Source organism: Pantoea sp. Fr+CA_20 (assembly GCF_024520835.1).
Classification (GTDB): Bacteria; Pseudomonadota; Gammaproteobacteria; order Enterobacterales; family Enterobacteriaceae; genus Pantoea; species Pantoea allii.
In genome coordinates, this window is record NZ_JALNPN010000001.1 from 364545 (window position 1) to 382557 (window position 18013).

General features: G+C 55.1%; 15 protein-coding genes. 7 read left to right on the forward strand and 8 right to left on the reverse strand.

Going from position 1 to position 18013, the window contains the following annotated elements; all coding sequences use genetic code 11:
- The first annotated feature begins 45 nt into the window (after positions 1 to 45).
- The 3 genes from aas (at position 46) to NR177_RS01690 (ending at position 5353) form a co-directional block, all read left to right on the forward strand.
- On the forward strand, positions 46 to 2196 hold the full coding sequence (gene aas / locus NR177_RS01680; protein ID WP_256852161.1) for a bifunctional acyl-ACP--phospholipid O-acyltransferase/long-chain-fatty-acid--ACP ligase: 2151 nt from the start codon (positions 46 to 48) through the stop codon (positions 2194 to 2196).
- Entirely contained in the window at positions 2193 to 3386 is a 1194-nt protein-coding gene (gene lplT / locus NR177_RS01685) for a lysophospholipid transporter LplT (protein WP_256852162.1), read from the forward strand. Before aas ends, lplT begins: the two co-directional genes overlap by 4 nt.
- A 317-nt stretch (positions 3387 to 3703) precedes the next feature.
- A complete protein-coding gene (locus NR177_RS01690) occupies positions 3704 to 5353 on the forward strand; it encodes a methyl-accepting chemotaxis protein (protein ID WP_256852163.1) in 1650 nt (549 codons plus the stop codon).
- 107 nt (positions 5354 to 5460) lie between these two features.
- Here the strand turns inward: NR177_RS01690 and ridA are convergent, their stop codons facing one another.
- The 4 genes from ridA to argF all read right to left on the reverse strand — a co-directional run bounded on the left by ridA (position 5461) and on the right by argF (position 8591).
- Positions 5461 to 5847 (reverse strand): 2-iminobutanoate/2-iminopropanoate deaminase, encoded by a 387-nt coding sequence (ridA, locus tag NR177_RS01695; RefSeq protein ID WP_014606727.1) that lies wholly within the window; start codon positions 5845 to 5847, stop codon positions 5461 to 5463.
- Between the two features lie 82 nt (positions 5848 to 5929).
- A complete protein-coding gene (pyrI, locus tag NR177_RS01700) occupies positions 5930 to 6394 on the reverse strand; it encodes an aspartate carbamoyltransferase regulatory subunit (protein ID WP_063878184.1) in 465 nt (154 codons plus the stop codon).
- Between the two features lie 11 nt (positions 6395 to 6405).
- A complete protein-coding gene (gene pyrB, locus NR177_RS01705; protein ID WP_241567408.1) occupies positions 6406 to 7341 on the reverse strand; it encodes an aspartate carbamoyltransferase in 936 nt (311 codons plus the stop codon).
- A 242-nt stretch (positions 7342 to 7583) separates the two neighbouring features.
- A complete protein-coding gene (gene argF, locus NR177_RS01710; RefSeq protein ID WP_241567409.1) occupies positions 7584 to 8591 on the reverse strand; it encodes an ornithine carbamoyltransferase in 1008 nt (335 codons plus the stop codon).
- 163 nt (positions 8592 to 8754) lie between these two features.
- Between argF and rraB the strand changes: the two genes are divergently transcribed.
- From rraB to NR177_RS01730, 4 genes are all read left to right on the forward strand, one after another.
- On the forward strand, positions 8755 to 9177 hold the full coding sequence (gene rraB, locus NR177_RS01715) for a ribonuclease E inhibitor RraB (protein WP_063878187.1): 423 nt from the start codon (positions 8755 to 8757) through the stop codon (positions 9175 to 9177).
- A 57-nt stretch (positions 9178 to 9234) separates the two neighbouring features.
- Positions 9235 to 9996, forward strand: coding sequence for a tRNA-(ms[2]io[6]A)-hydroxylase (locus NR177_RS01720; protein ID WP_096011480.1), 762 nt, complete (start codon positions 9235 to 9237; stop codon positions 9994 to 9996).
- Positions 9997 to 10363: 367 nt separating this feature from the next.
- The gene (locus NR177_RS01725; RefSeq protein WP_256852164.1) at positions 10364 to 11692 is read left to right on the forward strand and encodes an OprD family porin; all 1329 of its coding nucleotides are present in this window, start codon (positions 10364 to 10366) and stop codon (positions 11690 to 11692) included.
- A 10-nt stretch (positions 11693 to 11702) separates the two neighbouring features.
- Positions 11703 to 12488, forward strand: coding sequence for a histidine phosphatase family protein (locus NR177_RS01730; RefSeq protein ID WP_063878190.1), 786 nt, complete (start codon positions 11703 to 11705; stop codon positions 12486 to 12488).
- Here NR177_RS01730 and NR177_RS01735 read toward each other — a convergent pair.
- From NR177_RS01735 to pepA, 4 genes are all read right to left on the reverse strand, one after another.
- Positions 12483 to 12992, reverse strand: coding sequence for a GNAT family N-acetyltransferase (locus NR177_RS01735; RefSeq protein ID WP_256852225.1), 510 nt, complete (start codon positions 12990 to 12992; stop codon positions 12483 to 12485). The genes NR177_RS01730 and NR177_RS01735 overlap by 6 nt on opposite strands.
- A gap of 78 nt (positions 12993 to 13070) precedes the next feature.
- The gene (locus NR177_RS01740; RefSeq protein WP_256852165.1) at positions 13071 to 15926 is read right to left on the reverse strand and encodes a valine--tRNA ligase; all 2856 of its coding nucleotides are present in this window, start codon (positions 15924 to 15926) and stop codon (positions 13071 to 13073) included.
- A gap of 5 nt (positions 15927 to 15931) precedes the next feature.
- On the reverse strand, positions 15932 to 16390 hold the full coding sequence (locus NR177_RS01745) for a DNA polymerase III subunit chi (RefSeq protein WP_063878193.1): 459 nt from the start codon (positions 16388 to 16390) through the stop codon (positions 15932 to 15934).
- A gap of 69 nt (positions 16391 to 16459) precedes the next feature.
- Positions 16460 to 17971, reverse strand: coding sequence for a leucyl aminopeptidase (gene pepA, locus NR177_RS01750; RefSeq protein ID WP_013024392.1), 1512 nt, complete (start codon positions 17969 to 17971; stop codon positions 16460 to 16462).
- Between the last annotated feature and the right edge of the window lie 42 nt (positions 17972 to 18013).

An 18013-nucleotide genomic window follows, 5' to 3' on the forward strand; every position in this document is an offset into this window, starting at 1 on the left:
TCCTGCATCGTGAGTGGCTGTTTTTCATGATGCTAAGGAGCCGGCATGTTATTCACTTTTTTCCGCCTGGTATTTCGCCTGCTGTGGCGGGTGGAATTACGGGGCGATACCGCTGAACTGCATAAGCAGAAGGTGCTGATTACGCCCAATCACACCTCGTTTCTGGATGGGGCGCTGCTGGCGCTGTTTCTGCCCATCAAACCGGTTTTTGCGATCTATTCGTCGATCAGCGAACACTGGTTTTTACGCCTGATCAAGCCCTATGCGGATTTCGTCCCGCTTGACCCCATGAAGCCGATGGCGCTGAAGCAACTGGTGCGGCTCATCGACAGCGGTCGCCCGGTGGTGATTTTCCCCGAGGGTCGCATTACCGTCACCGGATCGCTGATGAAGATCTACAGCGGGGCAGGCTTTGTGGCGGCAAAATCTGGTGCAACCGTGGTGCCGATGCGCATTGAAGGCGCAGAATTTACCCCCTTTGGTCGCCTGGCGGGCGTCTTCAAGCGCCGTTTGTTCCCCCGCATTACCCTGAACATTTTACCCGGCACCCATATTCCAATGCCTGAGGCGAAGCGCGCCCGTGATCGTCGCGTGCTGGCCGGTGAGCACCTGCACCATATTATGATGGAAGCGCGCATGGCCGTGCGCCCGCGGGAAACCCTGTTCGAGGCCTTTCTCAATGCCCGCCAGCGCTACGGCGCCTTTAAACGCTGCATTGAAGACGTAAATTTCAAACCCGACAGCTACACCGGCTTACTGAAAAAAGCCCTGGGCGTTGGCCGTATTCTGGAACGTTACAGCCAGCCCAAAGAATATGTCGGACTGCTGCTGCCCAACGCGACGGTCACGGCGGCGGCAATCCTGGGCGCGTCCCTGCGCGGGCGCGTGCCCGCGATGCTGAATTACACCGCAGGCGTCAGCGGTATGCGCGCGGCGCTCACCGCCTCCCAGGTGAAAACGGTGTTTACCTCCCGCCAGTTTCTGGACAAAGGTAACCTGTGGCACCTGCCGCAGGGTCTGACAGAGGTGCAGTGGATTTACCTGGAAGATCTGAAAGAGACCGTGACGCTCAAGGACAAGCTCTGGATACTGGCGCACCTGATTGTGCCGCGCCAGGCCCAGGTGGCGCAGCAGCCTGAAGAGGCGGCGATGGTGCTGTTTACCTCAGGATCGGAAGGTCATCCCAAAGGTGTGGTGCACTCCCACAAAAGCCTGCTGGCCAACGTTGAGCAGATCCGTACCGTGGCGGACTTTACGCCGCGCGACCGCTTTATGTCGGCCTTGCCGCTGTTTCATGCTTTCGGCCTGACCGTAGGGCTGTTCACGCCACTGATGACCGGCGCGCAGGTGTTTCTTTATCCCAGCCCGCTGCACTACCGGATTGTGCCGGAGCTGGTTTATGACCGTAACTGCACTGTGCTGTTTGGCACCTCGACGTTTCTGGGCAACTATGCCCGCTTTGCTCAGCCCTATGACTTTGCGCGCCTGCGCTACGTGGTGGCCGGGGCGGAGAAGCTGCAGGAGAACACGCGCCAGCTGTATATGGACAAGTACGGTATCCGTATTCTGGAAGGTTATGGCGTGACCGAATGCGCACCGGTGGTGGCGATCAACGTACCAATGGCCGCCAAAGCGCATACCGTTGGCCGCATCCTGCCCGGGATGGATTCTCGTCTGATGTCGGTGCCGGGCATTGAAAACGGCGGGCGCCTGCAACTGCGTGGCCCCAACATCATGAAGGGCTATCTGCGGGTCGAAAACCCCGGCGTGCTGGAAACCCCGGCGGCCGATAACGGCGAAGGGCAGATGGAAGCAGGCTGGTACGATACCGGCGATATCGTCAGCTTCGATGATGGCGGCTTCTGCCAGATTCAGGGGCGCGCCAAACGCTTTGCGAAAATAGCTGGCGAGATGGTGTCGCTGGAGGTGGTGGAGCAAATCGCCCTGAAAGCCTCACCGGATAAACAGCATGCTGCCTCGCTGCGCCCTGACGGTAATCGTGGTGAAGCATTAGTGCTGTTTACTACCGACAGCGCACTGGCCCGTGACGGCCTGCAAAAAGCCGCCCGCGAGCTGGGAGCCGCCGATCTGGCCGTGCCGCGCGATATCCGCGTCGTAAAAACGTTGCCCTTACTCGGCAGTGGTAAACCTGACTATGTCACCCTGAAAAAAATGGCGGAAGAGGAACAGGCATGATGGTAGAACGTGATGCGCCGTTATTGTCGCGCGGCATGATAGCGGTAATGGTGGCGCAGTTTTTCTCGGCGTTTGGCGATAATGCCCTGCTTTTTGCTACTCTGGCGCTGTTGAAAAACCAGTTCTACCCCGACTGGAGCCAACCGGTCCTGCAGATGCTGTTTGTCGCGACCTATATCCTGCTGGCCCCCTTTGTGGGGCAGATGGCTGACAGTTTTGCCAAAGGCCGGGTGATGATGTTTGCCAACAGCCTGAAGCTGCTGGGCGCGATGATCATCTGCTTTGGTTTTAATCCTTTCCTGGGTTACACCCTGGTGGGGATCGGCGCGGCGGCGTATTCGCCCGCCAAATACGGCATCCTCGTGGAAATTGCCCATGACGAGAAGCTGGTTAAAGCCAACGGACTGATGGAAGCCTCGACCATTGCGGCCATCCTGCTGGGTTCTGTGGCGGGCGGCATTCTGGCGGACTGGAATCTGGTTGCCGCGCTGGCGGTCTGCGCCCTGACTTATGCCGTGGCGGTAATGGCAAACCTGTTTATTCCCAAACTGCAGGCTGCACGTCCCGGCCAGAGCTGGAACTTTGCCGCGATGCTGCGCAGTTTTAGCCGCGCGACGCGCGTGCTGTGGAATAACCCCGAAACGCGCTTTTCCCTGCTCGGCACCAGCATGTTCTGGGGCGCTGGCGTCACGCTGCGTTTTCTGCTGGTGCTGTGGGTGCCGGTGGCGCTGGGTATCCAGGATAACAAAACCCCGACCACGCTGAATGCCATGGTGGCGATAGGGATCGTGGTCGGCGCGGCGCTGGCGGCCAGGCTGGTGACGCTGGAAACCGTGCGCCGCTGTATGCCTGCCGGTGTGCTGATTGGGGTGATGGTAGTGATTTTCTCGCTGCAACATACCATGCTGAATGCTTACCTGCTGCTGCTGGTGATTGGCGTACTGGGCGGTTTCTTTGTGGTGCCGCTTAACGCGCTGTTGCAGGAGCGGGGCAAACAGAGCGTCGGCGCTGGCAATGCGATTGCGGTGCAGAACCTGGTTGAAAACACCGCCATGTTGGTGATGCTTGGGCTGTATACCTTAGCCATTCGGGCCGGTGCGCCTGCGGTGGCGACCGGCATCGGCTTCGGCGCGCTGTTTGCGCTGGCGATTACCGTACTGTGGCTGTGGCGTCCGTCCTCCCGCTCCTGATGTAACAACGGCAGGGCGCGCTGGCCCTGCCGTTATCTCCCTTTCTTCTTCCTCTTCCTGACGCTGTCGCCAGTGAAACGGTGTCTCTTTTTTGGCGACGTTTTACATTTACTATTCAAAATAATATAGTTTATTTGGTTATTGTTTTTTTCTGTTATTTTATTTTAATTACCATAACTTTTTGCAATGAATAATTAATTTAAACTTGAAATCGAATTCAAGGTTAAAAAATTTGAAATAAATATTTATTTATTATTGCCGATTAATTTCTGGCTTCCTTTGAGAATTCACTCGGGGAAAGAAAGGAGCTTGGTTTAATGAATATGACGCAAAGACTCTCTCTGGCTTTTTCACTTCTGGCAGGTTCGTTAATTATTCTAGGGATTGTAACCATTTCACTTCTCTCAGGTTTTCAGGCGAGATTTGAATATGTGCAGGTAAACACAATTGATTCGCTCAAAGTGCTGAATCGGTTGGTAGATGAAAGTAATCGCCTCTCTGTGGCGTTATATCGACATCAGACTGAAGATGAGAGCGGTAAACTGGCCAGCCTTGAAACGGTGATTCAAAAACGTATTGAGGATATTTCGACATTAACGAAATATTATTTCGATAATGATATTACCAATGACGAAGATCGGGCGATGACGGATAAGTCACTCCGGCTGATCGATGCCGTTAAACAAAGTCTGCCAGCGTTTCTCACGGCCTCCCGGTCGCATCAGAATGCACTCAGCCTGTCGTTGTTAAGTGATGGTGAAGGCATTGGTGGCGCCATCACTCAGCTCAAAAGCAGTTATCGCAATCAGTTCGAGTTCAACAGCAAAATTGGTGAAGCGTTACGTCTGCAAAACCAACATATTTATCAGTTGACCAAATGGGGCATGGTGGCCGGTATCGCACTGGCGATTATCGGCCTGGGCATGTTGACGATTTTAACCATCATGCGCGTCCGTCACAGCCTGAACGCCATTGGCGAGCTGATGGAGCGTGCCAGCACCCATCTTGATCTTTCCCTGAAGGCCGATGACAGCCGGCGTGATGAAGTTGGCATTATGGCGCGGTCTTATAATCGTCTGATGGAAAGCATCTCCGCCGCCATGCATGCGGTCAGCAGCGCTTCACAGTCGGTCAGCAGTGCGTCGGGCCAGATTGCGGCGGGCAATGAGGACCTGTCTGCCCGTACGGAAGAGCAGGCCGCCTCGCTGGAGCAAACCGCGGCCAGCATGACCCAAATCAGCGAAACCGTCAGGCAGACCGCAGACAACACGCGCCAGGCAAGTCACCTTGCAGAAAACACGCGCAATCTGTCCGAAACCAGCTCAGCCGCACTCAATACCATGCTGGATACGATGCAGGCGATTCGTGACAGCTCGGGGAAGGTGGGAGAAATTATTACCCTGATTGAAGGCATTGCGTTTCAGACCAATATTCTGGCGCTGAACGCGGCGGTCGAAGCGGCCCGCGCAGGGGAACATGGGCGCGGCTTTGCGGTTGTGGCGGGCGAAGTGCGCAATCTGTCGCAGCGGTCCACCACCGCCGCCCGTGAAATCAAAGCGCTGATTCAGACGTCCAATGGGTTGATCGCATCGGGAACGTCCCAGGCGGATAACGTGAATCACAATATGGAGACGATGCGCGGTGCGGTCAGTCAGGTCACCGATCTGGTTAACGAAATCGCCGCTGCGGCCACCGAGCAGAGTCAGGGCATTTCGCAGGTTCATCAGGCGGTTAATCAGATGGACGATGTGACTCAACAGAATGCGGCCCTGGTCGAAGAAGCCTCAGCCGCGTCGCTCTCTTTACAGGAGCAGGCTGATACGCTTGCTGCGCTGGTGCGGAAGTTTACGCTCGCAGGCCCGCAGGCGGCGGTAGCCATGCCTCGGGCTAAACCCGCAGCCGTTGTGGCATCCAGACCGGCGCTGGCCCTGGCGGCAGGCGGGCAGGATAACTGGCAAAGCTTTTAAGATGACGGGTCTGAAAGCAGAGTAACAGGTCGGCGGTGAGAAGGGCGAATCCGTATTTACGCCAGGCCGAAAGCAGCGTGCGCACTCAGCAGTGCGCACGTTTTTTATCAACGACGCAGCGCGATCGCTTCAATCTCAATCTTCACGTCTTTTGGCAGACGCGCCACTTCCACGCAGGAACGCGCCGGGAAGGGCGCATTATGCTCGGTAAAAAAGGCTTCGTAGGTGGCGTTTACGGTCGCAAAGTCATTCAGATCTTTCACGAATACCGTGGTCTTCACGATATCGGCAACCTTCAGGCCCGCGGCTTCCACTATCGCCTTCACGTTTTCCAGCGACTGGCGCGCCTGTGCTGAGACGTCTTCGGCGACGTCGCCCGTGGCCGGGTTCACCGGAATCTGACCCGAGGTGATGATCATGCTGCCGAGATCAACGCCCTGAACGTATGGGCCGATAGCCGCTGGGGCTTTTTCCGTACTGATTTCACGAGACATCATTTCTCCTTAGATAAAGGCCGTGGCAGCAAAGGCGCTACCCGCCATAAAACGTGGTTCATTATAAGCGCGGCAGGGCCGATTAAAAGTGACCCAATACCACATGACGGGCGAACTCTTTCTCACAGTATTTACATTTCAGGTGCACCTCATCGGCGCGATGCTTCACGGCAAAGCTGGAGCACACCGGTTCGCTGCGGCTGATGCAGTTGCTGTTCGGACAGGTCAGCACCCGGTCTATCCGGTCCGGCAACGTGGGCGCGATCTTGGCGACCACTTCATAATCATCAATGCGGTTGACGGTGGCGTGCGGCGCATAAAACGCCAGCTGATTGATCTGATCTTCCGTAAGGTAGGTGTTTTCGATCTTAATCAGATCTTTACGGCCCATCTCACCGGATGGCAGGTTCAGGCCGATGGTAATGCGCTGGTCGGTTTCGGTCAGACGAAACAGCGACAGGAGCTTAAAGCCCACCTGCGCAGGGATATGATCGATAACCGTGCCATTTTTGATGGCTTCGACCTGCAGTTTGTTATCCTGGCTCATACTGTCTCTCCTTACAGGGCGGTGTCGCGGTTTAAGACCAGTGCCAGCAAAGCCTGGCGTGCGTAGATGCCGTTACCGGCCTGCTGGAAGTACCAGGCGTACGGCGTGCTGTCCACGTCGGTGGTGATTTCATCAATGCGCGGCAGCGGATGCAGCACCTTCATGTTATCGCGGGCACCGTTCAGGTCTGCCGCGCGTAAAATAAACTGCGCTTTGACGTTGGCATATTCGGACGGATCGAGCCGCTCTTTCTGCACCCGCGTCATGTAGAGAATATCCAGCTCCGGCATCACCGCTTCGAAACTGTCGTGGCGTGACCAGGCAATATTCTGCTCATCCAGCATATCCGTAATATAGGCCGGCATCGCCAGCGCATCCGGGGCGATAAAGAAGAAGCGGTTGCCGTCAAACTTGGCCAGCGCCTGGGTCAGTGAGTGCACGGTGCGACCATATTTCAGATCACCGACCATCGCCACGTTCAGGTTGCTGAGTCGGCCCTGGGTTTCATGGATGGTAAACAGGTCCAGCAGGGTTTGCGTAGGATGCTGGTTTGCCCCGTCTCCGGCATTCAGAATCGGAATGCCATTGGAAAACTCCGTAGCCAGTCGCGCAGCGCCCTCCTGCGGGTGACGCATTACAATGGCATCCACGTAGGTGCTGATCACGGAAATGGTATCGGCCAGGGTTTCCCCTTTTTTGCCCAACGAGGTATTGCTGCCGTCGGCAAAGCCCACTGCGGACGCGCCCAGGCGATGTATCGCGGTTTCAAATGACAGTCGGGTGCGGGTCGAGGCTTCGAAGAAGCAACTGGCTATCACGTTATGCTTCAGCAGTTCCGGCTGAGGGTGGTTTTTTAGCTGCGCCGCGGTGTGCAGCACCAGCTCCAGCTCGTCGCGGCTGAGATCGTTAATTGAAATGATATGCTTGCGATATAGCGGGTTAGCCATAGCTCTCTCCTCTGCGCGGCCGGATAACGGACAAAAAAAAGCCCCTTATACAGGGGCTTTTTTAAGATCGGTTCGATGACGGAAAGAAACAGCGGTGCCGCCTGCATTGAGGCGAGGTAGCGCGTCACATTGTCCACGATGCTGTTGCATGTTTCCTCCGGCAAATTGTGGCGCATTATACGCCATCAGGAATGGGCATCAAGGAAAAATCGCGCAGCAGGTAAACGTTTGCGGTTGCCCGATCAGCGCTGTCCCAGGGTGGCTACCATCACCGCTTTAATGGTGTGCATACGGTTTTCCGCCTGGTCAAAGACGATGCTGTGTGCCGATTCGAAGACGTCATTGCTGACTTCCATTCCATCCTGCAGGCCATACTGTTCCGCCATCTGACGGCCCAGCGTGGTCTGATCGTCATGAAATGCCGGTAAGCAGTGCAGGAATTTCACCTGCGGGTTGCCGGTCAGCGCCAGCATCGCTCTGTTCACCTGATAGTTGCGCAGCAGGGCAATGCGTTCTTCCCACACCGCTTTCGCTTCACCCATGGAAACCCAGACATCTGTATAGATGAAATCGGCACCTTTAACGCCTTCGGCGATATCGTCTGTCAGCGTGATTTTGCCGCCGGTCTTCTCTGCGACCTGACGGCATTGTGCCACCAGACCGGCTTCCGGCCAGCAGCTTTGTGGCGCGACCATACGCAGATCTAAGCCAACCTGCGCGGCGGCTTCCAGCATGCTGTTGCCCATGTTGTTACGCGCATCACCCACGTACACCAGCGTCATCTCGCTGAGCGGCTTGCCTGGCAGGTGTTCCTGCATGGTCAGCAGATCGGCCAGCAGCTGCGTCGGGTGGAACTCGGTGGTCAGGCCGTTCCAGACCGGTACACCGGCATGTTCAGCCAGGGTTTCGACCAGCGCCTGGCCATAACCACGGTACTGAATGCCGTCATACATGCGGCCCAGCACGCGCGCGGTATCTTTCATCGACTCTTTATGGCCGATCTGGCTACCGCTTGGGCCGAGGTAAGTCACGTTTGCACCCTGATCGTATGCGGCAACTTCGAAAGAGCATCGGGTACGGGTCGAGTCTTTTTCGAAGATGAGCGCGATGTTTTTGCCTTTCAGGTATTGGGTTTCACTGGCGGTTTTTTTTGCGCGTTTTAATTCGGCGGACAGGCTCAGCAAATAGTCAATTTCCGCCGGGGTAAAATCCAGCAGTCTGAGGAAATGACGTTGATACAACTGACTCATACAGCACTCCGGTACGGGTTTCATAATGAATTAAAATTCAATCTAACCGTATGAATATGCATTTTCAACCCTAGCGAGAATAATCTTTTATGTTTTGTGTAGTGGCGCGACAGGCAGTATGGGAAAATAATCACTTATTGCCGAACTCAGAGAGGATATCGCCATGGCATTTGAAGCATTGTTGGAAGAGCAGCGTGAAGAGACGCGGCTGATCATCGAAGAACTGTTAGAGGATGGCAGCGATCCCGATGCGCTCTATACCATTGAGCACCATCTCTCCTGTAACAACTTCGACTCACTCGAAAAAGCGGCGGTGGACGCCTTTAAACTGGGCTATGAAGTCACCGAGCCAGAAGAGCTGGAGCTGGAAGACGGCACGACCGTGATGTGCGTGGACATTCTCAGCGAAGGCGCGCTGAAAGCGGAAATCATCGATGCCCAGGTAGAGCAGTTGGTAAACCTGGTGGCGAAATACAACGTTGACTACGACGGCTGGGGCACCTATTTCGAAGATCCGAATGCCCCGGATGACGATGAAGACGACGGCGAGGCTATCGACGAAGACGACAACGGTATTCGTCATTAATTAACGCCGGGCGGAGCCTGCTCCGCCTTTTCTGTTCCCCTGTGTTGTCTGACCGTCATGAATTACGCACCCTTACTTGAACCCATACATCAGTTTTTACGCTGCCGCACACCTCAGGCCTGGATTGATGAGGCGCGCAAACCAGAAAACCTGACTCTGCTGCTCACCGATCATCTGGTGTGCGAACTCAAAGCGGCCCAGACCGCGGTGTGGCTGATCCGCAAATACGTTGCTGACAAGCCCAGCGGTGACCAGATTCTGGCCTGGCTGAAGCCTTACGAGAATTTTATCTTTCGTGAGGACGGCGACAGCGATTTTATCAATGCGCATAAAACGCTGACCAAAGCCATTATCGTGCGCAACGAACTGCCGTGGGCTGACGATCTGGTTGAGAAGATGGTGCTGCTGATCAAAGAAGAGCTGCACCACTTTTATCAGGTGTGGGAAATTATGCAGTCGCGTGGGCTGGTTTATCAGAAAATCACCTCAAGCCGTTATGCGAAAGGTCTGCTGCGTGAAGTGACCACCCACGAACCCGATACGCTGGTGGATAAGCTGATTTGCGGTGCCTATATTGAGGCGCGCTCCTGCGAGCGTTTCGCCAGCCTGGCACCTTACCTGGACAGCGAATTAGAGAAGTTCTATATCTCGTTGTTGCGCTCAGAAGCCCGTCATTATCAGGACTATCTGACGCTGGCGGCGCAGATTTCGCCAAAAGATATTACGGCGCGCGTGCGGGCGATTGGTGAGGCAGAGGCGAAGCTCATTGCTGAGCCGGACAAGGAGCTGCGCTTTCACAGCGGTGTGCCGGCGTTCTGATGAGAGTAAACGGTCTCTATCTATGACCGTTTACTGTTTGTAAATGGAATCAGATAGAATTTATTTATAATAAAAAGATAAATATTAAGTGTTAGTTTAATGCGAATGCGTTATCTCAGATAAATATAATTTGCGTCACTCATCACAGAATTTTTTTTTCTGCTCTGATTTTTATTTGCGGAATAAGTATATTGCTCTTGCCGAATTAGGGTTGTTATTTTTCAAGCAAAACCTGATTCATAATTCTTCTCTGCCAGAGAGGATTATGAATCAGGTTTTTTTTCGTCGGGTATAACCCGGAAACAGAATTAGCGACTTTCTTTGAGGCCACTTTTCCTGAAAAGCGTTTAATGGAAGGATTCATAAAATGAGGAGAAAGACCTGTATTTCGCTATTTATCTTGCCCTTTTTGCAGCCACCTGTTGCATGGGCTGAGTCTTCGCAAGCGTTAGCGCTCTCTGACTCCGCTTTCCTGCGCGATTCTCAGTTCAATCTCAGGCTGCGTAATCACTGGAAGTATCTCAAGGAAAATGAAGCACAGCCTGTCACTGTTCATAATGCCTGGGGACAGGCGGCCAGTCTGAATTTTCGTTCCGGCTATCTGTGGGACTGGCTGGGATTTGATGCAACCTATACCCGAGCGATTAGGCTGGGAGCCAGCGACAACTTTGCTACGCGCGGCCTGCTTTACGACAGCGGCGGTAATCAGCGAAAAGCTGACGCGCATGGCTTTAGCAAGTTTGGTCAACGCTATCTGAAAGTGAAGCTGGGCGACGGGCACGCAGGATTGGAAGGGAAAGCGGGCTGGCAGGCATTAAAAAATACCGGCGTGCTGACCACCACTGACCGCTTATCACGCAATAGTTACTTAGGCTATAGCGGCATGCTGAGCGGACAGAAGGTGCGGCTGGATTTGGCTTACGTGACGAAAACGATCCGACACGACTCGCCAGACAGTCTTGCCCTACAAACGCAGGACAAACGGAAAATTGCTGCGATCTATACGGGCGGCCTGAGCTATAACGGTGAACGCGGACGGTTCACTTATGCATTTGGCGAAGCGGACGCCTATCAGCGTCGCCATGTTATCGAAGCGAGTTACTCCTTTTCTCCGCACTGGCGTTTGTCCTCTCAAGTTTATGGCAGTCAGGGGCTGGAAAATTATAAAAGGATGTCCGCCAGCACAAGATCGTTCGATGATAACGCGTGGCATTATGTTGGTGAAGCTGAATGGATTAACACTGGATGGACACATAAATTCGCTGCCGCCTGGAGCGCCGCGCCCAAACATAATGCGGTGGGATATTATGCGCGCCCGCTGACCAAAAATACCCGTGGTCGTTTTAACTCGCTGACTTCTGCCGGAAAAGATTACACCCGCGATAAAGAACTTGCGCTGGTGTCGCAGACGATGTTTGAAATCTCAAAAGGCGTGTTTAGTGGCATTCAGATTAATTATGGACAGTTTACTTATCGTCATCAGCGTATACGTTCGGGGGAATTTGCGCTCATCAATCGTTTCACTGAACTTCATCCCGCCCTGAAGAATTTATCGATTTTTACATTGTTCGGCTATGGCTGGTCCTACAAAAATAATAAAGAAACACCCGTTTTTAATGCGCAAGGAAGGTATATGCGTTCTCCCAACCTGTCTGCGGAGATTGCGGTTGAGTATAAATTAAACCTGTTTAAATAAGGAAAATACGATGAAAAGAATAGTTAAAGCATTGCTGGTTTTTATGATGGTGGGGACTCTCGCAGGCGAAGCCATCGCCGCCGATGTGACCCTGTTTGTTACGCGGCATGGCAAAACAATGTTTAACACGGTGCAGCGCGCACAGGGCTGGTCCGATACGCCGCTAACCGCTTCTGGGGCGGCGGTAGCGGAGCAGTTAGGGCGAGGACTTCAGCCTCTTACTTTCATCGCAGCCTGGTCCAGTGATGCTGGCAGGGCCAGAGAAACCGCGCAACGTGCTATGAAGTCATGGAAGCGGATTCCCACGCTTAATGAACATAAAGGATTGCGCGAAGTCTGTTTTGGACTTTATGAAGGTGATCTGGATAAGAATATGATTACTGCTGCGGCGCTTCAGGCGGGCTATACCTCTGATGCGGCGATGATGAACGCATTCAGCGCAGGTAAGATTCACATTGACGGGATTATTGATGCTATTCATCGGGCCGAAGCGTCGGGTACAGCCTCACTGCCGGGCATCAACTCCACCGGACAGGCTGAAAGCTATCAGCAGGTGGCAAAACGCATGCTCGAAAGCATGACAGAAATTGCACAGCAGGCTCAGCAGCAGGGCGGTGGTAATGTGCTGGTCGTCAGCCATGGCATGGCGATTACCGCGCTATTGCAAGCCCTTGGCGATACGTCTTTAAAGCAGTCGCTCGAAAATGCGAGCGTTACACGGCTGCGCTACACAGATAGCGGAGAGTTCGTCATTGAGTCCGTTAACGACATGCGCTACGTCGAGCGCGGCTTATAGTGCCTTTAGCATTCGCACTTCGCAGTCGACATGGCCGGTGCAGCCCATCGCGCTGTCGATATGCTCAAAGCCCAGTGACTCATAGAGTTTAATCGCCCGTGTCAGGCTGGCGGTGGTTTCGAGATAGCAGCGGCGAAAGCCGTGGCGGCGTGCATGATCCATCGCCCGCAGCGCCAGCTCGCGCGCCAGACCCTGACCGCGCACCGTCGGCAGAAAATACATCTTCTGCAGTTCACAAATGTCAGGTGCGCTGCAGGCGAGAGGCGCAACACCGCCGCCGCCAGCCACCTTGCCCTGATATTCAATAATCCAGTAGGCGCTCTGTTCGGCACTGTACAACTCAAACAGGTGGTCAAGCTGGGGATCGGATACGGTATAGCCCTTGTCTGCCGTAAGGCCGAACTCGGCCGATACGTCGCGAATCACCTGGGCGATGTGCGGATTGTCGGCAGTCGTAATCGGCCGCACCAGGAGGTCAAAACGCGGGTTGGCACTGGTCGTCATCATCTCTTCCGGATTTGTACGAGGTCAAAAAAAAGCCGGGCAAGCCCGGCTTTATGAATAAGCTGTCAGCTACGATGCTTACAATGCCGCAATGACCGCCTGCTGTTCAATCAGTTTTGCTTTTGACTGTTCCATCTCAGCAACGCGCTCGCGCTCTTTGGCGACGACCGCTTCTGGTGCGCGCGAGACAAAGCCTTCGTTCGCCAGCTTGGTCTGGATTTTTTCGATTTCCACATCCAGCTTCAGCAGCTCTTTGGCCAGGCGCTCCAGCTCGGCGGTTTTATCCACCAGATCCGCCATCGGGATCAGCAGCTCTGCGCCTTCGACGATTTTGGTCACCGAAACCGGACCTTTCTCGCCCGCAGGCAGAATAGTCAGGCTTTCCAGCCGCGCCAGGCGTGACAGGAAGTTACGGTTCGCCTCAACGCGGCGCTGGGCAGCAGGGGAGCAGTCACGCAGCAGCACATCCAGCAGCTTGCTGGGCGCAATGTTCATCTCTGCACGAATGTTACGGACGGCGATGATTGCCTGCTTCATCCACTCGATATCGGCCTTAGCTTCAGCATCTTCTTTCGCCGCGTCGTACTGCGGGAACGGCTGCAGCATGATGGTGTCATCGCTGATGTTTTTCAGGCCCTTCACGCGCTGCCAGATGGTTTCCGTGATAAACGGAATAATCGGGTGCGCCAGGCGCAGCAGCGCTTCCAGCACGTGGACCAGCGTATGGCGGGTGCCACGCAGTTCTGCTTCGCTGCCGCTGTTCATCACCGGCTTGGTCAGCTCCAGATACCAGTCACAGAACTGGTTCCAGGTGAAGTCATACAGGATGTTCGCCGCAATATCGAAACGATAGCTGTCCAGCGCCTCACGGTAGGCTTTTACCGTATGGTTGAATTCCGTCAGAATCCAGCGATCCGCCAGCGACAGCGTCATGTCGCCGCCGTTCTGACCGCAGTCCTGGTCTTCGGTATTCATCAGCACAAAACGGCTGGCATTCCACAGCTTGTTACAGAAGTTGCGATAACCTTCCAGGCGCTTCATGTCCCAGTTGATATCACGCCCGGTCGAGGCCAGCGCCGCCAGCGTAAAGCGCAGGGCATCCGTACCCGATGGCTCGATGCCGTTCGGGAACTGCTTCTCGGTGCGCTTGCGGATTTTTTCCGCCAGCTGAGGCTGCATCATGTTACCGGTGCGTTTTTCCAGCAGTTCTTCCAGTGAAATACCGTCAACCATATCCAGCGGGTCAATCACGTTGCCCTTGGATTTCGACATTTTCTGGCCTTCTTCGTCGCGGATCAAACCGGTCATATACACGGTTTTAAACGGCACCTGCGGCTTGCCGTTTTCATCTTTGATGAAGTGCATGGTCAGCATGATCATGCGGGCAATCCAGAAGAAGATGATGTCGAAGCCACTCACCAGCACGCTGGTCGGGTGGAAGGTGCGCAGGGCTTCGGTGTTTTCCGGCCAGCCCAGCGTTGAGAAAGTCCACAGGCCCGATGAGAACCAGGTGTCCAGCACGTCATCGTCCTGACGCAGCGCGACATCGACTGCCAGGTTGTTTTCGCTGCGCACCTCGTCTTCTGTGCGGCCCACATAGACGTTGCCGTTATTGTCGTACCAGGCCGGAATACGGTGGCCCCACCACAGCTGACGGGAAATACACCAGTCCTGGATATCACGCATCCAGGAGAAGTACATGTTCTCGTACTGCTTCGGCACGAACTGAATGTCGCCGTTCTCAACGGCTTCCACCGCCACTTTGGCCAGCGGTGCCGTGCGCACGTACCACTGATCGGTCAGCATCGGTTCGATAACAACGCCACCACGGTCACCGTAAGGCACGGTTAAATCGTGAGGTTTGATCTCTTCCAGCAGGCCAAGCGCGTCTACCGCCGCCACGATGGCTTTACGCGCGGCAAAGCGCTCCATGTTCTGGAACGCGGCAGGAATCGCGTCGCTGTAAGCGGTGCTGGCTTCGCCGTTGGTATCGTAAACCTGCGCGCTGTCGCGGATCTCGCCGTCGAAGGTCAGGATGTTGATCATCGGCAGCTTATGACGACGGCCCACTTCGTAGTCATTGAAGTCGTGCGCCGGGGTGATTTTCACACAGCCGGTGCCTTTTTCCATGTCCGCGTGCTCGTCACCGACGATCGGGATCAGACGATCAACCAGCGGCAGCATCACAAACTTGCCGATCAGATCTTTATAACGTGGATCTTCCGGGTTAACGGCCACGCCGGTATCGCCCAGCAGGGTTTCCGGACGGGTGGTCGCAACGACCAGATAATCTTTACCGTCGGCGGTTTTCGCGCCCTCTGCCAGCGGATAGCGGATATGCCACATAGAGCCTTTGCTCTCGCGGTTTTCCACTTCCAGGTCAGAGATGGCGGTACGCAGTTTCGGGTCCCAGTTCACCAGGCGCTTGCCACGGTAAATCAGGTTCTCTTTATACAGGCGCACAAAGACTTCTTTCACCGCATTGGACAGACCGTCGTCCATGGTGAAACGCTCGCGCTCCCAGTCAACCGAGTTGCCCAGACGGCGCATCTGACGGGTAATCGTCCCGCCGGATTCGGCTTTCCACTGCCAGATTTTGTCGATGAACGCATCACGACCGTAATCCTGACGGGTTTTGCCTTCTTCTGCCGCGATCTTGCGCTCCACCACCATTTGGGTGGCGATGCCTGCGTGGTCAGTACCGGCCTGCCACAGGGTATTTTTGCCCTGCATGCGCTGGTAGCGAATCATGGTGTCCATGATCGTTTGCTGGAAGGCGTGACCCATGTGCAAGCTACCGGTGACGTTCGGCGGCGGGATCATGATGCAAAAGCTTTCCTGGCTGGTGTCGCCATTCGGTTTGAAGTAGCCCTGCTTTTCCCAATGCTCGTAAAGCGGCTGCTCAATATCTTGCGGGTTATATGTCTTATCCATTTCTGCTATGTCGTTTGCGGCTGTGGCGGCGTTGCCGTATTCAATTGGAAGCCAACGCTGCGATAGGCTTTATAGCGATCGCGCGCCAGCTGTTTGAGAGCGTCTTCGTAAGGAACGAAGTCTATCACTTCATGGAAAGCAGTAGCAAAATCTGCGAACTGCGGCAGCAGGCTAATCAGCAGGTCGCGTGGCGAATTGCCCCGACGCTGCGGCCATGCCAGCTCTACCGGTGCGCCGTAGCGCGGACCTTCCCCGGCGAGATTGTGGGGCACAAAGGCGTTGGCGGGGCGCTGCCACAGCGCCTCATCAAGGCGAATGGCTTGCTGCTCATCTTCACAGGCGATGAGCACCCGCTTACCGGCCCGCCAGCGTGTTTCCGCCAGATCGCACACCAGCGCTTCAACGGCGGTTAAGCCCTCGCTGGATGCATCGGTTTCCAACACGTAGAAGGTTGCGTTTTTCATCGAATTGCCTGTTTAACGAAAAGAAGGGCGGAGTAAACTCCGCCCCGATGGGGTCGGTTATCCGTACGATTAATCGTCGCCGTTCAGACCGGCACGATTTAACAGGAACTGAGACAGCATCGGTACAGGACGACCGGTGGCACCTTTGGCCTTACCTGACCGCCAGGCGGTACCGGCGATGTCCAGATGTGCCCAGTTATATTTGCGCGCAAAACGGGCCAGGAAGCAAGCGGCGGTAATGGCACCACCCGGACGGCCGCCAATGTTCGCCATATCGGCAAAATTGGATTCCAGCTGTTCCTGATACTCATCGGCCATCGGTAAACGCCAGGCGCGATCGCCGGACTGCTCGGAGGCACCAATCAGCTCATGCGCCAGCGGGTTGTGGTTCGACAGCAGTCCGCTGACGTGATGACCCAGCGCAATAACGCAGGCACCGGTCAGGGTTGCTACATCGATGACGACTTCCGGATCGAAGCGTTCCACGTAGGTCAGCGCATCGCACAGCACCAGGCGGCCTTCAGCATCGGTGTTTAACACTTCAACCGTTTGGCCTGACATGGTGGTCAGCACGTCGCCCGGCCGCATGGATTTACCGTCCGGCATGTTTTCACAGCCCACCAGCACGCCCACCACGTTCAGTGGCAGATTCAGCTCGGCGACCATGCGCATCACGCCATAAACCGAGGCCGCGCCGCACATGTCGTACTTCATCTCATCCATGCTGTCCGCAGGCTTGATGGAGATACCGCCGGAGTCAAACGTCAGCCCTTTGCCGACCAGCACAATCGGACGCGCATCGGTATCCGGGTTGCCTTTGTACTCAATCACCGACATCAGGGATTCATTATGCGATCCGGCACCCACGGCGAGATAGGCGTTCATGCCCAGCTCTTTCATCTGCTGCTCGCCAATCACGCGCGTCGTGATGTTTTTGCTGTAGGCATCAGCCAGCTGACGTGCCTGAGAAGCCAGGTAAGCCGGATTGCAAATATTGGGCGGCATATTGCCAAGATCTTTTGCTGCTTTCACCCCGGCGGCGACCGCCAGTCCGTGTTGAATCGCACGCTCACCGCTGGTTAACTCACGGCGCGTGGGCACGTTAAACACCAGCTTACGCAGTGGACGACGCGGCTCCGCTTTGTTGCTCTTCAACTGGTCGAAGTTATACAGCGCCTCTTTCGAGGTCTCGACGGCCTGGCGCACTTTCCAGTAGGTGTTGCGCCCTTTGACGTGCAGTTCGGTCAGGAAGCACACGGCTTCCATCGAGCCGGTGTCATTCAGCGTATTGATGGTTTTCTGAATCACCTGCTTGTACTGGCGCTCATCAAGCTCACGCTCTTTACCGCAGCCAATCAGCAAAATACGCTCTGACAGGATATTCGGCACATGATGCAGCAGCAGCGTCTGACCCACTTTGCCTTCCAGTTCACCGCGGCGCAGCAGGGCGCTGATATAGCCGTCGCTGATTTTATCCAGTTGCTCGGCAATCGGTGACAGACGACGCGGTTCGAAAACACCAACTACAATGCATGCACTGCGCTGTTTTTCCGGACTACCGCTTTTTACACTGAACTCCATGCACTCTCCTGAATCTTAAAGACAACGGCCGCGGCTGCCGCT

Bases quoted from the DNA above. Each gene is read 5' to 3' on its own strand.
- NR177_RS01725 (WP_256852164.1), top strand. From the start codon at position 10,364: ATGAGGAGAAAGACCTGTATTTCGCTATTTATCTTGCCCTTTTTGCAG.
- argF (WP_241567409.1), bottom strand. From the start codon at position 8,591: ATGAGTCAGTTGTATCAACGTCATTTCCTCAGACTGCTGGATTTTACC.
- NR177_RS01720 (WP_096011480.1), top strand. From the start codon at position 9,235: ATGAATTACGCACCCTTACTTGAACCCATACATCAGTTTTTACGCTGC.
- NR177_RS01745 (WP_063878193.1), bottom strand. From the start codon at position 16,390: ATGAAAAACGCAACCTTCTACGTGTTGGAAACCGATGCATCCAGCGAG.
- pepA (WP_013024392.1), bottom strand. From the start codon at position 17,971: ATGGAGTTCAGTGTAAAAAGCGGTAGTCCGGAAAAACAGCGCAGTGCA.
- ridA (WP_014606727.1), bottom strand. From the start codon at position 5,847: ATGTCTCGTGAAATCAGTACGGAAAAAGCCCCAGCGGCTATCGGCCCA.
- NR177_RS01740 (WP_256852165.1), bottom strand. From the start codon at position 15,926: ATGGATAAGACATATAACCCGCAAGATATTGAGCAGCCGCTTTACGAG.
- pyrB (WP_241567408.1), bottom strand. From the start codon at position 7,341: ATGGCTAACCCGCTATATCGCAAGCATATCATTTCAATTAACGATCTC.
- NR177_RS01735 (WP_256852225.1), bottom strand. From the start codon at position 12,992: ATGACGACCAGTGCCAACCCGCGTTTTGACCTCCTGGTGCGGCCGATT.
- pyrI (WP_063878184.1), bottom strand. From the start codon at position 6,394: ATGAGCCAGGATAACAAACTGCAGGTCGAAGCCATCAAAAATGGCACG.
- NR177_RS01730 (WP_063878190.1), top strand. From the start codon at position 11,703: ATGAAAAGAATAGTTAAAGCATTGCTGGTTTTTATGATGGTGGGGACT.
- lplT (WP_256852162.1), top strand. From the start codon at position 2,193: ATGATGGTAGAACGTGATGCGCCGTTATTGTCGCGCGGCATGATAGCG.
- rraB (WP_063878187.1), top strand. From the start codon at position 8,755: ATGGCATTTGAAGCATTGTTGGAAGAGCAGCGTGAAGAGACGCGGCTG.
- NR177_RS01690 (WP_256852163.1), top strand. From the start codon at position 3,704: ATGAATATGACGCAAAGACTCTCTCTGGCTTTTTCACTTCTGGCAGGT.
- aas (WP_256852161.1), top strand. From the start codon at position 46: ATGTTATTCACTTTTTTCCGCCTGGTATTTCGCCTGCTGTGGCGGGTG.